Genomic DNA, 16,077 nt, shown 5'->3' with positions numbered 1-16,077 from the left:
CGCCGGGCTACAGCAGGACACCGTTCCGCAGAACCGACGGCGCTGCGCGCGAGTCGTAGCTGTGGTGCTGCGCGGCGTTCACGGAGCCGCCGGCATCGAACTGGACGCATTACCTGAGCGCCCGGGCTTCAACGTCCATCCGAGGAACAGAATTAGCATTGCTCGCACGATCGGAACAATGAACAAGTCATTATCTCAATAAAACTGTCGTTTTCCTCAAAAAACCAGATCCAACGGCGTGAAATCTCCACGGTATCGCCGTCTCGAAGTACACAAAAATTCTTGAAACGCTCATCCGGAATGTTAGACCGCCATCGTCGCTCGACACTCCGACTACGATACGGTCGCCATCGATGATTCACACGATCAAAGGTAGGCTTTTCGCGCTTCTCGGGGTGCTGGGTACACTCCTCGTAGGATCAGCAGCGCTCAGCAATTACGCGCTCTACAAAGATTTCCGGGGCCTCGAATCGATCTACGCCGACAGGGTCATGCCGCTCAGCCAGTTCGGCGCGATGCGCGATGCCTTCGATGCCATGCTGACCGCGACGCGGGATTTCGAGTTCCACGCGATTCAGGCGTCCGAAGCCGTGACGATCCTCGATCGCCAGCTGGCACGGGCGAAGGAAGCCTGGTCCGCCTACCTGACCACGTACCTCACGCCCGAGGAGGCACAGCTCGTCGCGAGCCTGACGACGCGATTCGATCGGGACGTGGCGATCGTCACCGACCTCGTCCGCGCCTTGACGAAGGGGGACCTCAACGCTGTGACCGCGACCCGGATCGATCTGCTCCGCGCGATGGGTCCGACGACGGCGGCCATCGGCGAGTTGTCCGACCTGCAGGTCCGCGAGGCCCGCGCCGAGTTCGAACGCGCGGACGCGATGGCGCGGCGCCTGCGAATCCTGCTCTTCGCGACACTCGCCGGGGCCGCGCTCGCGGTCGGGTACGGCATCCGCGTGATCCTCGTCCAAGTCACCCGCCCGATCGCGCGGACCACGGCGACGATGACCCGTCTCGCCGCGGGCGACCTCGACGTGCGGATCGACGGTGCGGACCGCGGCGACGAGATCGGCGCGATGCTCAAGGCTGTCCAGGTCTTCAAGGACGCGCTCGTCGCGAAGCGCGCGACGGATGCCGCCGCCGCCAACGAGGCGGCCGCGAAGGCGCGCCGCGCCGAGACGTTGGACAGCGCCACCGCGGCGTTCCGTGCCCGGATGGATCGCCTGACCGAGGCGCTGTCCGCCAGCGCCTCGTCCATGGAAGCCGCCGCCGCGACGATGAACCGGAGCGCCGGCGAGACCGCGACGCAGCTGCTCCAGGTGTCCTCGGCGGCCGAGCAGACAGCGATCAACGTTCAGACCGTCGCGGCGGCCGGCGAGGAACTGGCTACGTCGATCGGGTCCATCAACGGCCAGATCACGCGCTCCTCGGACATGGCCCGGCGCGCGGCCACTGAGGCGTCGGAGACGAACACCCTCGTGATGAGCCTCGCCGACGGCGCCGAGCGGATCGGGACCGTGGTCAGCCTGATCGCCGGGATCGCCGCGCAGACGAACCTGCTCGCGCTGAATGCCACCATCGAGGCGGCCCGCGCCGGGGAGGCGGGACGCGGCTTCGCCGTCGTCGCCACAGAGGTCAAGGCGCTGGCGGCGCAGACCGTCCGGGCGACCGAGACGATCTCCGAGCAGGTCGCGACCATTCAGAAGGAGACCCACCGCGCGGTCGACGTCATCCAGGCGATCACCGCCGCTGTCCTGGACCTTCGGACCATCGCCACGGGCGTCGCGGCCGCGATGGAGGAGCAGGAGGCGGTGACGCAGGAGATCGTGCGGAACGTCAGCCAGGCCGCCGACGGCACCCATGCGGTCACGGTCACGATCGGGCGCATCACGCAGGCCGCGGGCGAGACCGGCCGGACCGCGGCCGCGGCCCTGGACGCGGCCACCACCCTGTCGCGACAGTCGGAGACCCTGAACGCGGCGGTCGCGGAGTACCTGGCGGCGGTGCGGGCCGCCTGAGGCGACACGCTCAGCGGCCGGACGATCCAGGGAGCGGTGGCAGCCGCATCAGGGGCTCGCCGACCCGCAGGATCGATTCGACGGAGAGCCCGGGGCAGAGCGTGAAGCCTGGAGGCGTCAGCACCACGATGGTGGAGCCGTGCTCGAACCAGCCCATCTCGGCGCCCTTCGCGAGGCGCGCCGCGGTGGCCAGGGTCCGTCCGCCCGTCTCGCGCAGGGCGAGACCCTCGGGCAGGAAGCCGAGCCGCAGCCCGGCAACGAGGATGGCCGCCACCGGCACCAGCGTCACCGCGTGGCCGCCTTCCGCGAGGCGCAGGCGCAGGACGGCGCGCTCGTTCCGGCAGAACAGCGCCTCGACGCGTTTCAGGGCGATCGGGTTCACGTTCCAGGTGTCGCCCCAGATATGGCGCACCGACTCGACCCGCAGGTCGTGCGGCGCGTGGAAGCGATGGTACATCCCGGCCGTCAGGCGCAGGGTGGCGTAGCTGCCGCCCTCGTGGGCGCGCGCCAGCGCGACGTCCCCGCCGAGCAGGTCGGCGAGCGGGTAGGACAGGCCCTTGATCTGGAACAGGCGTCCGGCCTCGATGCGCCCATGGGCCCCGAGGATCGCGTCGCTGGGGCTCGTGAGCACGGCCGGATCGGCCGCGATCGGCCGGGCACCGGGACGCAGGGCGCGCACGAAGGCGGCGTGGAGGCTGGGGAAGCGTGTCTCCCGCGCGTCGCGGAGGTCGACGTCGCAGAACAGCCGCCAGGTCGATATCGAGAGGTCGCGGATCAGCGGCTGCTCGATCCGGCTGAACCAGCCCATGAAGCGGGTGGCGAGACGGCGCGGCAGCCGGTTCGTCAGCAGGAAGTTGAGATCCTCCTGCGCGCCGACACGCGCCAGGACAGTCCGCAGCCGGGATCCGGAAACCGTCATCATGCCGTGAACCGCCTCCGGTAGGGCGCGGGGCGATGTCCGCGCTCCTCGTCACCCTGTCCGCCACCACCGTCGCCGCGGTGCTCGCCCTGCCACGGGCGGCCGAGCGCCTGCAGCTCTCCCGGGCGAAGCATCGCTCGCTCACCGGCCACGCCCGCATGGCCCGGCGCGTCGCCGGGCTGATCCCGAACTACGCCTACTCGGAGCGCGCCTTCTTCCGGTCGGACGATCCGGACGAGGCGGTGGCGCGCCGGCGCCAGGCCGGCTTCGCGCGGCTCTCCGACCTGTTCCGGGCGCGCTTCGCCCGGACACGCGCCGAGACCGAGGCGGTCCGCGACGGGCTCTCGGATATCCAGTTCACCGGGCTCTACCGGGTGCCGTTCCAGTACGCCCGGCACGTGCGCGCCCATCTTGGCACCGGCGCCTTCGCGGCCGCCGCCGCCGGCGTCACCGTCACGGACCTCGACGGCAACGTCTTCTACGACCTCGCCGGCTCCTACGGCGTGAACCTGTTCGGCGTCGATTTCTATCGGGCCTGCCTGGAGGAGGGCGCGGCGCGGGTCTCGGCCCTCGGTCCCGTGCTCGGGCCGCTCCACCCGGTCGTCACCGGCAACGTCGCGCGGCTGAAGGCGATCTCGGGCCTCGACGAGGTCTCGTTCCACATGTCCGGGACCGAGGCGGTGATGCAGGCCGTGCGGCTCGCCCGCTACCACACCGGCCGCCGCCGGATCGTCCGCCTGTGCGGCGCCTATCACGGCTGGTGGGGCGAGGTGCAGCCGGGCATCGGCAACCCGGTCCCGACCCGCGACACGCTCACCCTGGCCGACATGTCCGAACGGACGCTGCGGGTGCTCGCCGGCCGCCGCGACGTCGCCTGCGTCCTGGTCAACCCGCTCCAGGCGATGCACCCGAATGCCGGCGCGCCGGCCGATTCCGCGTTGGTCGACAGCGGCCGCAGGGCGTCCTTCGACCGCGCCGCCTACACCAAATGGCTCCACGACCTCCGGGCGGTGTGCAGTGCCCGCGGCATCGTGCTGATCCTCGACGAGGTCTTCCTCGGCTTCCGGCTCGCCCGCGGCGGCGCGCAGGCGTATTTCGGCGTGCGCGCCGACATGGTCACCTACGGCAAGACCCTGGGGGGTGGCCTGCCGGTCGGCGTCCTCTGCGGGCGCGCCGACCTGATGCGCCGGTACAGGGAGGACCGGCCCGTCGACATCTGCTTCGCGCGGGGCACCTTCAACGCCCATCCCTACGTGATGGGCGCGATGGGCGCGTTCCTCGACCGGCTGGACAGCCCGGCGGTGACCGCACTCTACGCCGACCTCGACGCGACCTGGGACGCGCGCGCGCGTCACCTGAATGCCCGGCTGGCGGAGGCCGGCCTGCCGGTGCGGGTCGCCAACATGTCGACGGTGTGGACGGTCCTGTACACCGAGCCGTCGCGCTACAACTGGATGCTGCAATTCTACCTGCGCGCCGAGGGGCTGGCCCTGTCGTGGGTCGGGACCGGCCGGATGATCTTCAGCCTCGCGTACGACGACGCGGCCTTCGAGGCCGTGGCGACGCGCTTCGAGGCGGCGGCGCGGGCCATGCGGGCGGACGGCTGGTGGGACGGCGGCGCGCCGAGCGACAGGGCGATCCGCCGGTCGATCCTGCGGGAGGTCGCGGCCATCCGCCTGGGTGGCCTCGGGGCCCGCCTGGGCCTGCGGGCCCCGGATCAGGGCTGATCCGGCGCGCCGGGCGACGGGCCCGGCGCGCGACCTATGCTCAGGCGCCGCGCTCGTGCGGCTCCCGCTCCTCGACCAGCTCGCCGTGCAGCAGGGCCAGCGGCGCCTTGTGGTAGAGCTTGATGTCGTGGAACGGGTCGGTGAGGATCTTGGTCACCCAGACGAGGCCGGTCTGGACGTCGCGCTGGACGAAGAGCTGCACCATCCGGAACAGCAGGCCGGCGAGCGCCAGCCACAGCCAGATCCAGCCGACGTTGCGGATCAGGTCCGCGGTGCTCTGGTGCGGCGCGATCAGGCCGAACAGGCTCGGGTCGAAGTAGAGCGGCAGGGGCGACAGGGCCCAGATCGCCAGGAGCACGACCTTCCGCTGCAGGTTGTAGCCGACCTTGATCTCCTCCTTGTGCTCGTGGGTCGCGTCGTTGACGTGGTCGTAGCCCTTCGGCTCGAAGAACAGGTGGCCGGCCTGCCGCGAGGTCATCGCCACCAGCCAGCCGATCAGGGCCGCCGTGGCCGGATCCCTGAACGCCAGGGCGTAGGCGACCAGGAAGCTGATCGCGCTCACCACGTGCAAGCTCTGATTGACGCGGTTGTGGTGATAGTAGCGGTGGTCGTCCCAGCGCTGAACGCGCAGTGCCTCCCGAAAACTCGCCATGATGTGGGTCCCCGATCGCTTGTGGTGGGTTGGTCGAAGCTGATGCGCGTTCAGGCGGCGCGCTTGCGCAGGCGCAGCAGGGAGAAGTGGCCGAGCGGCGGGAGCGCCCGGCGCTCGACGATCTCCACCGGCGCGCCGGCGGCCCAGGCCGCGTAGCGCTCCCAGGCGAACTCGGTCCGCCATCCGAGGCGGCTCGTCACCGGAGCGAGGGCGCGCTCCACCGCGCGCCGCAGGCCGGCCTCGGCGCCGATCCGCGTGGTGATCACGATCTCGCCGCCGGGGCGCAGCACCCGGGCGAACTCGTCCAGCGCCGCCTCGGGATTGGGGACAGCCGTGACGACGTACTGCGCCACCACCACGTCGAAAGCGGCGTCCGGGAAGTCGAGCTGCTCGGCGTCCATGACGGCGAGGCGCTCCACGTTGCGCAGACGCAGCCGCGCCACGCGCTGACGCGCCTTCTCGAGCATGGGGGCCGAAATATCGATGCCGACGATGCTGCGGGCGCGCCTGTAGGCCGGCAGCGACAGGCCGGTGCCGACGCCGACTTCCAGGATGCGGCCGCCGATCCGTTCGGCGGCGGCCGCCGCCAGGGTACGGCCCTGCGCGAAGACGGGCCCGAAGACCAGATCGTAGACCGGGGCCCAGCGGCCGTAGGCCTTGGCGACGCCGTCGCGGTCGAGATCGGGCCCGAGCGTGCCCGCGCGCGAGGAACCGGTGTCGTGCATTCCGAGGGCCATGGGTGTCCTGTCTCGTTGTCGGCAAGGTCGGCCCGACGGCTCACCTCGACCGTCGGCTGCAGGTCTGAGGCAGGCGTTCACCAGCTCAGCTCGCGTCACCGCGCGTCCGTTGGTCAGACCAAGATCCGGCCAAGGGCTCGCGCTTGTCCGCCCCGAGAGCGCCGAGCGTCGTCGCGACAAGGCAGGGAGCGGTCACAATGGGCGAGGGAGGCGGGATCTCGATCATGCCACGCCGCCCGGATCATCAACGACCCCACGCCGCCTCTCCGCAGAAGTCTTTCCGCCGGCAAAGCTATGTCGTTCGTTTGACAAGCTTGTGACACATCCGTCAAACACGCCAACGGCCATTCCATTTGCTGGCAAAATACTGATGTGATACGCGTCACATCTATGCACGAGTGGTGATATGCGACCCTTCGAGCCACCTGATCTTGCCCGGCGCGGAAGGCCTCGACCGCGCGTCGGCCGTGCTTCGGCTTCTCGCACACGCGGTGTTCACGATGCTCCGAACACCCTGCCGTTGCGGCCTCGTCGCAGATCCCGAGATGCGCGATGATTTGAGGGCGGGAAGCCTGCAGGTCGCGCCTTCGACATCTTCTCGCCCTGATATCGACGAGATGTGACCCGGTATCCCCAGCAGGACAGGGCGCGACGACGCGCCGAAGGAGTGTTTCGCGTGATCGAGAATTTGCGGCGTCAGACCATCGCGGTCGCGGCCTTCGCCGGGATCGCTCTCAGCGCCGGGCAGGCGCAGGCCGCGCAGTGCGGCAACACCGCGGCCGGCTTCGAGGCGTGGAAGCGGCAATTCGCCGAGGAGGCGCGCGGCCGGGCCAGCGCGGCCAGCCTCGCGGCGCTGCAGAACACCACCTACTCGACCGCCACCATCTCGGCGGACCGGGGGCAGCACAGCTTCAAGCTGTCGCTGGAGCAGTTCCTCGCCAAGCGCGGCGGCCCGACCATCGTCAAGCGGGGCCGCGCCCTTAAGCAGCAGAACGCGGCCCTCTTCGACTCGATCGAGCAGCGCTACGGCGTGCCGCCGGGCCCGCTCCTGGCGATCTGGGGCATGGAGACCGGCTTCGGCGCGGTGCGCGGCAACGTCAACACGCTCTCCGCGGTGGCGACGCTCGCCTACGATTGCCGCCGTTCCGAATACTTCACGGACCAGCTCTACGCCGCGCTGACCCTGGTCGATCGCGGGCTCCTGACGCCGAATACCCGCGGCGCGGCGCACGGCGAGGTCGGCCACACCCAGTTCCTGCCGAAGAACGTGCTGGCCTACGGCACCGGCGACCTCAACAACGTCGGCGCCGCCCTGTCGTCCACGGCCAATTTCCTCAAGGCGCACGGCTGGCGGGCCGGCGCCGGCTACCAGCCCGGCGAGCCGAACTTCGCGGCGATCCAGGGCTGGAACGCGGCGCCGGTCTACGAGAAGGCGATCGCCATTCTCGGGCGCCAGATCGACAACAATTAGCAGTATCTCGGCCTCGAATAGACCGAGACGTACTGCGAGGACTGCGGCGGCGCGCCCGAAAATGGTCCCGATCGAGCCAAGATCGACCATCGCATCGCCCCAGAAAAGCCGGCCCGACCCCGCTGTCTCACGCTGAGCGGGGCCGGTCCGCCCGCCGCGGATCCGCAGCCTGTGCGGAGGGCGGCAGCCGGCAAGCCCCGCCTCGCGACGAGGAGCATGGGCAACCGCGATGGCTGTCGAATCCGTGCCGCTGGACGGCCTCAAGACCCGGAACGCGCGCAGCACGTGGCTCGCGCCCCTGACGGTGCTCACCGGCGCGGTGACGCTCGCCGCCCTCGGGGGCAGCTTCCTGAATCGCGCCCCGGTCCCGGTAACCGGCATCGAGAACGCCCGGACGGAAGCGCCGGTGCCCGTACCGTCCGCGGAGGACAGGGCCGAGACCGCCGCCGCCGAGCCGGAGGCCGCCGAATCGCCCGAGCCCGGTCGCGACGCCCTCGGCAACTCGCAGTCACGATGGGCCTGGAATCAGATCGCCCCACCCTCGCTGACGCCCGAACCCGTCCCCGAAGGCGCCGATGCCGGCGCCGACGCGCAGCCCGGAACGCAGGTCGCCGAGACACCGCTCAGCGCGATGGTGGTCCCGCTGCCGATCCCCCGTCCGCCCGAGTTCCGCGGGCCCGCGGGCACCGCACTCGCCCGGCGGTCCGACCGGCGCATGGCGCGCCGCGAGTCGCCGCCGGCGGCTCAGCCCATCCCCCAACCCGAAGAGCGCTCGTTCATCGAGAAGCTGTTCGGCATCGAGCGCGGACCGGCGCTGGCCTACACGGCGCTCGAGAGCAAGCCGGCCGACGTCGCGCCGCCGCAGCAGCGCGTCTCGCCGCCGCTGGCCCCGGCCCGGGATCCGGGCCCCTCGGCCGGCATCGCGGTCTACAACATCGCAGCCCGGACCGTGACCCTTCCGAACGGCGAGCGCCTGGAGGCGCATTCCGGCCTGGGCGAGGGGCTGGACGAGCCGCGCTTCGTCAACGTCCGGATGCGCGGCCCGACTCCGCCCGGCACCTACGATCTCACCGAGCGCGAACGGCCTTTCCACGGCGTGCGGGCGATCCGCCTCACGCCGGTCGGCGGCAACGAGGCGGTCTACGGCCGTGTCGGCCTGCTGGCACACACCTATATGCTGGGCCCGCGCGGCGACTCGAACGGCTGCGTGTCGTTCCGCGACTACGACCGGTTCCTCCAGGCCTTCCTGCGCGGCGAGGTTCAGCGGCTGGTGGTCGTCAGCGGCACGCAGGACCCGCTGCCGAGCCTCGCCGCCGGCACGGTCACGACCCGCATGGCCCGCAACGGCGGCTGACGACGGCTCGCCCGCGGCAACGGCCGCAAGCGCGCAGACGGTCTACCAGCACTGCTCGCGCGGCGCTTGGAACGCGCCGTGCCGGCCCGCAGAACGGGGTGGCGGCGCGTTCCGGCGCCGCGACACGCGAGTCCCCGGTCCAGACCATGCCTGCACAACGATCGGCCGCCGCGGCCGTCCGTACCCTCCTGGCGCTCTCCGGTGTCCTGGCGGCCGACTTGGCCTGGAGCGCCTCCGCGACGGACCGCGTCGGCGCGGCGGTGGTCGGGGCGCGCTTGGCGGACCGGATCGTCGGCACCTGGGAACTCGTCTCCTACAAGGTCGAGGACAAGGAGACCGGCACGCTCGTCGACGCCATGGGCGGCACGCCGCGCGGTCGCGTCATCTTCACCAAGGACGGCTGGGTCGCCTTCAACCTCGAGGGCAGCGCCCGCACGCCGGCGACCACCGACGCCGAGCGGGCCGCGCTGATGAAGACCCTCGTCGCCTATATCGGCCGCTACCGGATCGAGGGTGACCAGTGGGTCACCAGCGTGCAGACCGCGTGGGCGCCCGAATGGGTCGGCACCGAGCAGCGCCGCACCATCCATATCGAGGGCGACTACGCCGACGTCACGACCCCCTGGCGCGTGATGCCCAACTGGGATGACGGCAGCCTGTCGCGCAGCATCATCCGGTTCAAGCACATCCCGTAGCGGCGCGCCTTCGCCACGCCGTCGCGTCGAGCGCCGGATCGGGCGACCGATCGCGGCCAGTCTATCGGCGGGTCGCCGCCATGCGCGCCGGTCGTCGCGACGGACTGACAGGATGGCGGCGATTGCAACCCTGGCAGTAATTGTCCTTTCAGGCCCCGTCCTCTATGAGGCCACCATCAATCTGCTGAGCCAAGCCAGCCAGCATCTTCCCGCCCACCCGGCAATCGCGCCACCGCGCGAGCGAGGTCTTGAACCGGTGATCCGTTCTCCGGCGAGATCGCGCGCCTAGGCGGAGGGAAGGCCTCTGCGTCGCGCGAGCGCGCCCCGTCGTCCCACGATCCGTGCGGCTCGGGGACGACGGACGCGATGCGGGCCAGGGCAGGACCGTCGTGCCGGGTCGAGCGAGACCGCGAGCGTGCCGCGACGGGAACGGGGAAACGATCCGGAAGGCCGGACGGGCGGGATTCGCGCCCGTCGCATCGAGTGTCTTCCGTACGCGCGGCGGCCGATCGGGCCGTGCGGTACGCAAAAGCGGGATCTGCCCATGCGTGGCGACGACGAGACCCAACACCGGCGCGACCGCCGGACCGCGGACGTGCTGCCCCTGAGCCGGCGGCGGCTCCTCGGCACGGCCGCCACCGGCCTGGCGCTGGCGGCCCTGCCGGGCGCGTTGGCCCTGGCCGAGGGCGCGGACAGCAAGGTCGACGTGCTGCTGATCGGCGGCGGGATCATGAGCGCGACGCTGGGCGTCTGGCTGAACGCGCTGGAGCCGAACTGGTCGATCCAGATGGTCGAACGGCTGGATCAGGTCGCCCTCGAAAGCTCGAACGGCTGGAACAACGCCGGCACAGGACACTCGGCCCTGGCGGAGCTGAACTACACACCCGAGAAGAAGAACGGGCAGATCGAGATCGCCAAGGCGGTGGAGATCAACGAGGCGTTCCAGGTGACCCGGCAGTTCCTGGCGCATCAAGTCAAGACCGGCGTGATGACGGACCCGCGCGCCTTCATCAACTACACGCCCCACATGAGCTTCGTCTGGGGCGACGACAACATCGCCTACCTGAAGAAGCGCTGGGAGGCCCTGAAGGCGAGCCCGCTCTTCGCCGGCATGGAGTACTCGGAGGATCCCGAGCAGCTCCGCAAGTGGGTGCCCCTGATGATGGAGGGCCGCGACCCGAAGCAGAAGGTCGCCGCCACCTGGTCGCCGCTCGGGACCGACTGCGAGTGGGGCGAGGTGACCCGCCAGTACGTCGCTCACCTGCAGAAGCAGCCGAACTTCAACCTCCGGCTCTCGACCGAGGTCGAGAGCATCACCAAGAACGGCGACGGCTCGTGGCGGGTGACCGCCAAGAACCTGAAGGACGGGACGCGCCGGACGACCGACGCCAAGTTCGTGTTCATCGGCGCGGGCGGCGGTGCCCTGCACCTCCTGCAGAAATCCGGCATCCCCGAGGGCGACGAGTATGCCGGTTTCCCGGTGGGCGGCTCGTTCCTGATCAACGACAATCCCGACGTCGCCACGCTCCATCTCGCCAAGGCGTACGGCAAGGCGTCCGTGGGCTCCCCGCCGATGTCGGTGCCGCATCTCGACACCCGTGTGATCAACGGCAAGCGCGTGATCCTGTTCGGGCCGTTCGCGACCTTCTCGACCAAGTTCCTGAAGGAGGGCTCGTACTTCGACCTCCTCAGCTCCACGACCACCAGCAACATCTGGCCGATGATGAAGGTCGGCGTCGACGAGTTCCCGCTGGTCGAGTACCTGGCGGGGCAGCTGATGCTGTCGGACGACGACCGGATCGCGGCGCTGCGCGAGTACTTCCCGAAGGCCAGGAAGGAGGAGTGGCGCCTCTGGCAGGCGGGGCAGCGTGTGCAGATCATCAAGCGCGACCCGAACAAGGGCGGCGTGCTGAAGCTCGGCACCGAGATCGTCAACGCCAGGGACGGCAGCATCGCGGCGCTCCTCGGCGCCTCGCCCGGCGCCTCTACGGCGGCGCCGATCATGCTGCAGGTACTGGAGAAGGTCTTCGCCCAGAAGGTCGCCACGCCGGAATGGCAGGCGAAGATCCGGGAGATCGTGCCGAGCTACGGCACGAAGCTCAACGACGATCCCGACCGCGTCGCGCGCGAATGGACCGACACGAGCGCGCAGCTCCAGCTCCCGACCCCGCCGCAGATCGACCGGGCCGTGCTGAAGCCGGTCTCGACCGGCAGCACCGTGCTGAACAGCAGCGCCACGCCGGTGAAGGAGCCGGTCCACGACCTCGCGCCGTGAGCGGCGCGTCCCGGGGCGCCGACGGCCGCGCGCCCCGGGAGCGCGTCGGCGCTCAGAGCCCGACCCGACCCAGAGCCGGCAGCTTGAGACCGGGCCGGCGCAGGTCGATCCCGGCGACGCCGCCGAGCAGGTTCAGCTCCAGGCCCTCGACCCAGCCGAGGGTCACCCCGGCATAGCCGCCGAGGTTGATGCGGATCCCGGTCCGCGACGGCGTCAGGCCGATCCAGCGCCCGTCATAGGGGAAATCCTTGCCGATCGCGGTGGTGGGCAGGCTCTCGCGGATCTCCGGCACCGCCGCCATGACGGCGGCCACGAAGGTGTTCGAGTTCGGGCCGGGCCAAACGACGTAGTCGCCGGGCCGGCTGAACCGGTACTCGGCCACGGCCTGCCGGATCCGCGGCAGCATCGCCTCCGCCTCGGCGCCGTCGGCCGCGAACACCACCGTCGGCGGGTTCCCGAACCAGCGTCCGTCCGGCACGAACCGGTCGATCCAGATCGGCTGGCCCCAGGCCGTGTAGTCGAAGCGGCTGTAGGCGCGGGCGCCGCGCTCCTTGACGACGATCCAGCTGTGCGTGGCCACGATGCCGCGCCAGCTCACGGTCCGCGCCGAGAAGATGCGCAGCACGGCGCCGGGATGCGCGTCCGCGCGCGGCAGCAGGCCGGCGCTGGACCGATCCGCCAGACGCCAGTCGCCGCTCGCCCGCGTCGCGTAGAGCAGGGCGGAGATCGCCACCGGCACGAGGAAGAGCGCGGCGAGCGCGAGGAGGGCGATCCTGAACAGGGTCACGGGCGGTCCGGGGGGGAGGGCGGGATAGAATCCGCATGTAGGTAGAGCCCGCATCCGCGAAACTGCGACCGACGCGCCCCGGGGCTGCGCGCGCGTCAGGGTGGGGAGGCGAGGGCGTCCAGCAGCAGCGTCGCGGCGAGGAGATCGGCGCAGCCGCCGGGGCTCAGGCGCGCGGCCACGAAGGCGCGGTGGATCGCCGCCGCGCGCGCCCGCCAGTCGGGGGCCGCGATGCCTCCGGCGTCGAGAAAGGTCACGGCGGCCGCGCGCGCGCCGACGAGGCCGTCGGCACCGCCGCGGTGCAGGAGGTTCGTGTCGTCGACGACCGCCAGGAGGGCGAAGAAGCAGTGCACGCGGGCCGCCTCGGCATCGCCGGGGGCGCACGATCGGCCGAAGCGGAGAGCGGGCAGGGCGACGGCGCGGATGGTCGGAAAGCCCGCCGCGGCCTCGGCGCTGGCGCCACCGACGCCGAAGCGCCGCGCCGCGCGGCCGCCGTGGCTGACGGCCGAGACCGGCGCCCGGGTGATCGCAGTCCCCCAGAGATGGCCGACCGCCTCCGCCAGCCCTTCGGCGCTCGCGCGCTCTGCACCGGGCCCCACGCCCCGCGCTCCCGCGGCGGCACAGATCAGCCCCAGCGAGAAGATGGCGCCCCGATGCGCGTTGACGCCGCCGGTCGCCCGCATCATCGCGGTCTCGGCGGCCAGACCGATTGCCCGGAGTTCCGCCATGACGGCATCGCGGGCGCCCGCCGCGACCAGTTCCGCGAAGAACGGCCGGAGCGCCGCCGCGCTGCGGCGGAGCGTCTCCGCATCCATGTCGTCGTGGCTGCCGGAATCGACCGGGCTCACGAGGCCGGGCTTGGGCCAGGTCTCCAGTTCGCCGATGAGCGCCGCGTGCGCGAGATCCGCGACGCGTTCGGCCCAGGGCGCGGCGGCGTTGCTCCGGTCCGCGCCCGGCGCGATGAGGCTCTGATCGTCGCGCAGGGTCGAAGCTCCCCAAGGGTTCGCCGGCGTCGCCGAAGCGGCGTCGGGCGGCCCGGGATATACCGGATGGCCGTGCCGGCACAGACGCGGCGTTCTCCGAGCCGGTTCGACTGTCCTGCCCTAGAAGGATCCGACGAAGCGCTCGGGCAGCGTCCAGAGGTCGGGCGCCTGGATCGCGCTCTTGCGCTCGATCGCGTCGGCGAACAGCCGCTTCGTGGTCTCGAAATGGGCCTCACCCGGACGCATCTGAACGGGGCGGCGCGGGACGCGACCGATATCGGCCTTCACGAAGGCCAGGAACTCCGTCGGGTCGATGGCGTGGTGGGAGTTCGGGATGCCGATCGGCGCGGCCGCATTCCGCTTCTGCTGACGCCTGAAGAGGATGTCGTGGTCCAGATACGCCAGGTGGAACAGGAACAGGTCGCGGAAATCGGGGCGGTGATCCTGGATCAGGCAGTGGAAGCCGACATGCCAGTCGACCCGCTCCGACACGATGGTCGCCTTGCACAGGGTCGATATCGGCCGGATGTATCTCCGCTGGCCGGAGATCGGCGCCGCGACGTCGATAGGAGCCTCGTCCCCGACGTGCATGACGTCGGCCCCGAACAGATCGAGGATGGGGGGCAGCGTCCGCGCGGCGATGTAATCGGAGAGTTTTGGCGATACGTCTGGATCGGGCAGGATCAGCTCGTCGCTATCCGCATAGAGAACATATTTGAAGCCGATGAACAGCGATGCGCAGAAATCCCTGACCGTGTGGGCGCGCTCCCACTCGTTCAGGGGCAACCGGGGCAACCGGACGACGTTCGCGCGCAGTCCGGTCGTCGAGCCGTCGTCGGAACCGTGATCGAGGATATAACAGTTTTCAGCCCCGACTTGTCGCGCGTAGTGCTTCAGCCAGAGCGGAAGCATGGTCTTTTCGTTGTAGGCCATCGTGACGGCGGCGAGCGGCCTCTTGTGCAACGGTGTTCCTTCCCGCCAACGCGGCCTTCACCGCGCTTCTACAGCGCATTCGCGAAGCGTTTGATCGGAGCTTAGTGGCAATGGATCGTGCGCAGCAACTCCTGAGGTCGTTGACCAAGGACGCCCGCATCGTGGAGATTGGCCCGAGCTTCAGCCCGCTCGCGCCGAAGCGCGACGGCTGGAACACGTTCGTCATCGATCACGCGCCGCGCTCGGAGCTCATCGAGAAGTATCACGACCAGACGGTCGACCGCATCGAGGAGGTCGATTTCGTCTGGACAGGCGGCTCGATCGCGGACGCGGTCCCGGTCGACCAGCACGGCACCTTCGACGCGTTCATCGCCAGCCACGTCGTCGAGCACACGACCGACATCGTGACCTTCCTGCGCGCCGCCGAGACGCTGCTTAGGCCGGACGGCGTGGTGATCCTGGCCGTGCCCGACAAGCGCAAATGCTTCGATTTCTACCGTTCCCTCACCGGGACGGCGGACGCGGTCGCGGCGTTCCTGGAGAAGCGGAACCGGCATACGGTCCGGACCCACATCGACTACGCCCTGAACATGGCGCTGAAGGACAACGGCACGGTCGGCGCATGGTCGGGCCAGGACACGCGGCCGGCCATTCCCGCGAATCCGCTCACCGACGAGCCGCAGTGGCTCGGCGCCGCGCAACTGCCCCACTACGCCGACGCCCATGCCTGGGTGTTCGTGCCGGCGAGCTTCAATCTGATGATCCTGGAGCTGGCGCAGCTCGGCTACATCGATCTGCGCGTCGAGGATTTCCTCGACCGGGACGCGACGGAATTCTTCGTGTGGCTCCGCAAGGGACGCCAGCGGCTGGCGCCGGACGAGATCCGCGAGCAGCGCACCGCGCTGATGCAGCGCGCCATCGTCGAGCTGGCGGAACAGGTGCAGCAACTGCCCGAGACGTCCTTCGTCGAGATGGCCTCGGCGGGGGCGCTGCGGGATCAGCTCCTCAAGGCGACCTACCGGACCGAGGCGCTCCGCACCGTGCTGGCGGCGCTGCGGGCCAGCATCGGCCGTTTCGGGCTGGATCGGGCCAAGTTCAAGCGCCTGATCGCCGCGGCGAGCCAGAAGGTTCCGGGGAACCTCTCGGCGGCGGTCCAGCACAAGATCCTGCTGACCGAGGCGACCAAGATCCTCGACGGCAGCACGGATTCTGCGGTCGAGACCGACGACCGGGATCCCGCCGTCATCGACGGCGCCGTCTTGGTGGCGCCGCTCGGCGCGGCCCAGTTCGGGGATCCGCTGCTCGCCGCCGAACTGGAGCGCGAGCGCCAGCGCGCCCGGGCCGTCCGCATGGTGCTGGACGCCGTGCTCGGAAGCCTGCGCGGCCGCGCTCTCGACAAGAAGCGGTTCCGGGACCTCGTCACGCAGGCGGCCGCGCGGACGCCGAATGACGGTCCCGAATCGGCGCGCCACGCGGTGCTGTCCGAGGAATCGCGGCGGGTCCTCGGCCTGCCGGTCGCCTGAGGC

13 protein-coding genes are annotated in these 16,077 nt (G+C 70.5%); 7 read left to right on the top strand and 6 right to left on the bottom strand.

Going from position 1 to position 16,077, the window contains the following annotated elements:
* The first annotated feature begins 353 nt into the window (after positions 1–353).
* Positions 354–2,021 carry a methyl-accepting chemotaxis protein gene (locus tag ACLBYB_RS02770; protein ID WP_447697773.1) on the top strand — a complete coding sequence of 556 codons (1,668 nt, stop codon included), beginning with the start codon at positions 354–356 and terminating at the stop codon, positions 2,019–2,021.
* Positions 2,022–2,031: 10 nt separating this feature from the next.
* Here the strand turns inward: ACLBYB_RS02770 and asd are convergent, their stop codons facing one another.
* The gene (gene asd, locus ACLBYB_RS02765) at positions 2,032–2,943 is read right to left on the bottom strand and encodes an archaetidylserine decarboxylase (RefSeq protein ID WP_447697772.1); all 912 of its coding nucleotides are present in this window, start codon (positions 2,941–2,943) and stop codon (positions 2,032–2,034) included.
* A gap of 32 nt (positions 2,944–2,975) precedes the next feature.
* Between asd and ACLBYB_RS02760 the strand changes: the two genes are divergently transcribed.
* A complete protein-coding gene (locus tag ACLBYB_RS02760; protein WP_447697771.1) occupies positions 2,976–4,667 on the top strand; it encodes an aminotransferase class III-fold pyridoxal phosphate-dependent enzyme in 1,692 nt (563 codons plus the stop codon).
* 40 nt (positions 4,668–4,707) lie between these two features.
* On the opposite strand, the gene ACLBYB_RS02755 is transcribed toward ACLBYB_RS02760, so the two are convergent.
* Together ACLBYB_RS02755 and ACLBYB_RS02750 are read right to left on the bottom strand one after the other, a co-directional pair.
* The gene (locus tag ACLBYB_RS02755; RefSeq protein WP_020091709.1) at positions 4,708–5,319 is read right to left on the bottom strand and encodes a membrane protein; all 612 of its coding nucleotides are present in this window, start codon (positions 5,317–5,319) and stop codon (positions 4,708–4,710) included.
* Between the two features lie 50 nt (positions 5,320–5,369).
* Positions 5,370–6,056, bottom strand: coding sequence for a class I SAM-dependent methyltransferase (locus ACLBYB_RS02750; RefSeq protein WP_447697770.1), 687 nt, complete (start codon positions 6,054–6,056; stop codon positions 5,370–5,372).
* A gap of 676 nt (positions 6,057–6,732) precedes the next feature.
* On the opposite strand from ACLBYB_RS02750, the gene ACLBYB_RS02745 reads away from it, so the two are divergent.
* The 4 genes from ACLBYB_RS02745 (at position 6,733) to mqo (ending at position 11,851) form a co-directional block, all read left to right on the top strand.
* Positions 6,733–7,527 carry a lytic murein transglycosylase gene (locus tag ACLBYB_RS02745; RefSeq protein WP_132366340.1) on the top strand — a complete coding sequence of 265 codons (795 nt, stop codon included), beginning with the start codon at positions 6,733–6,735 and terminating at the stop codon, positions 7,525–7,527.
* Positions 7,528–7,756: 229 nt separating this feature from the next.
* Positions 7,757–8,881 carry a DUF2778 domain-containing protein gene (locus ACLBYB_RS02740; protein WP_447697769.1) on the top strand — a complete coding sequence of 375 codons (1,125 nt, stop codon included), beginning with the start codon at positions 7,757–7,759 and terminating at the stop codon, positions 8,879–8,881.
* 146 nt (positions 8,882–9,027) lie between these two features.
* Positions 9,028–9,576, top strand: a complete 549-nt coding sequence (locus ACLBYB_RS02735; protein WP_447697768.1) for a lipocalin-like domain-containing protein — start codon at positions 9,028–9,030, stop codon at positions 9,574–9,576.
* Positions 9,577–10,120: 544 nt separating this feature from the next.
* Positions 10,121–11,851, top strand: coding sequence for a malate dehydrogenase (quinone) (gene mqo / locus ACLBYB_RS02730; protein WP_447697767.1), 1,731 nt, complete (start codon positions 10,121–10,123; stop codon positions 11,849–11,851).
* A gap of 52 nt (positions 11,852–11,903) precedes the next feature.
* On the opposite strand, the gene ACLBYB_RS02725 is transcribed toward mqo, so the two are convergent.
* From ACLBYB_RS02725 to ACLBYB_RS02715, 3 genes are all read right to left on the bottom strand, one after another.
* Entirely contained in the window at positions 11,904–12,638 is a 735-nt protein-coding gene (locus ACLBYB_RS02725; protein WP_020091715.1) for a DUF3750 domain-containing protein, read from the bottom strand.
* 95 nt (positions 12,639–12,733) lie between these two features.
* On the bottom strand, positions 12,734–13,597 hold the full coding sequence (mdcB, locus tag ACLBYB_RS02720) for a triphosphoribosyl-dephospho-CoA synthase MdcB (protein WP_447698132.1): 864 nt from the start codon (positions 13,595–13,597) through the stop codon (positions 12,734–12,736).
* A 141-nt stretch (positions 13,598–13,738) separates the two neighbouring features.
* Positions 13,739–14,581: a glycosyltransferase family 2 protein gene (locus ACLBYB_RS02715; RefSeq protein ID WP_447697766.1), complete on the bottom strand. Its 843-nt coding sequence runs from the start codon at positions 14,579–14,581 to the stop codon at positions 13,739–13,741.
* Between the two features lie 80 nt (positions 14,582–14,661).
* Here ACLBYB_RS02715 and ACLBYB_RS02710 point away from each other — a divergent pair, with 80 nt between their 5' ends.
* Positions 14,662–16,074: a class I SAM-dependent methyltransferase gene (locus ACLBYB_RS02710; RefSeq protein ID WP_447697765.1), complete on the top strand. Its 1,413-nt coding sequence runs from the start codon at positions 14,662–14,664 to the stop codon at positions 16,072–16,074.
* Positions 16,075–16,077 lie beyond the last annotated feature (3 nt).

It is taken from the genome of Methylobacterium sp. D54C, assembly GCF_053345595.1.
The sequence above is the reverse complement of the archived record's forward strand: the minus strand, read 5'-3'. Positions and strand labels throughout refer to the sequence as shown.

What these genes read in the sequence shown, in the direction of transcription:
- ACLBYB_RS02750 (WP_447697770.1), bottom strand. Translation starts at nt 6,056, where the DNA reads ATGGCCCTCGGAATGCACGACACCGGTTCCTCGCGCGCGGGCACGCTC.
- ACLBYB_RS02770 (WP_447697773.1), top strand. Translation starts at nt 354, where the DNA reads ATGATTCACACGATCAAAGGTAGGCTTTTCGCGCTTCTCGGGGTGCTG.
- mqo (WP_447697767.1), top strand. Translation starts at nt 10,121, where the DNA reads ATGCGTGGCGACGACGAGACCCAACACCGGCGCGACCGCCGGACCGCG.
- ACLBYB_RS02760 (WP_447697771.1), top strand. Translation starts at nt 2,976, where the DNA reads ATGTCCGCGCTCCTCGTCACCCTGTCCGCCACCACCGTCGCCGCGGTG.
- asd (WP_447697772.1), bottom strand. Translation starts at nt 2,943, where the DNA reads ATGATGACGGTTTCCGGATCCCGGCTGCGGACTGTCCTGGCGCGTGTC.
- ACLBYB_RS02740 (WP_447697769.1), top strand. Translation starts at nt 7,757, where the DNA reads ATGGCTGTCGAATCCGTGCCGCTGGACGGCCTCAAGACCCGGAACGCG.
- ACLBYB_RS02755 (WP_020091709.1), bottom strand. Translation starts at nt 5,319, where the DNA reads ATGGCGAGTTTTCGGGAGGCACTGCGCGTTCAGCGCTGGGACGACCAC.
- ACLBYB_RS02710 (WP_447697765.1), top strand. Translation starts at nt 14,662, where the DNA reads ATGGATCGTGCGCAGCAACTCCTGAGGTCGTTGACCAAGGACGCCCGC.
- ACLBYB_RS02735 (WP_447697768.1), top strand. Translation starts at nt 9,028, where the DNA reads ATGCCTGCACAACGATCGGCCGCCGCGGCCGTCCGTACCCTCCTGGCG.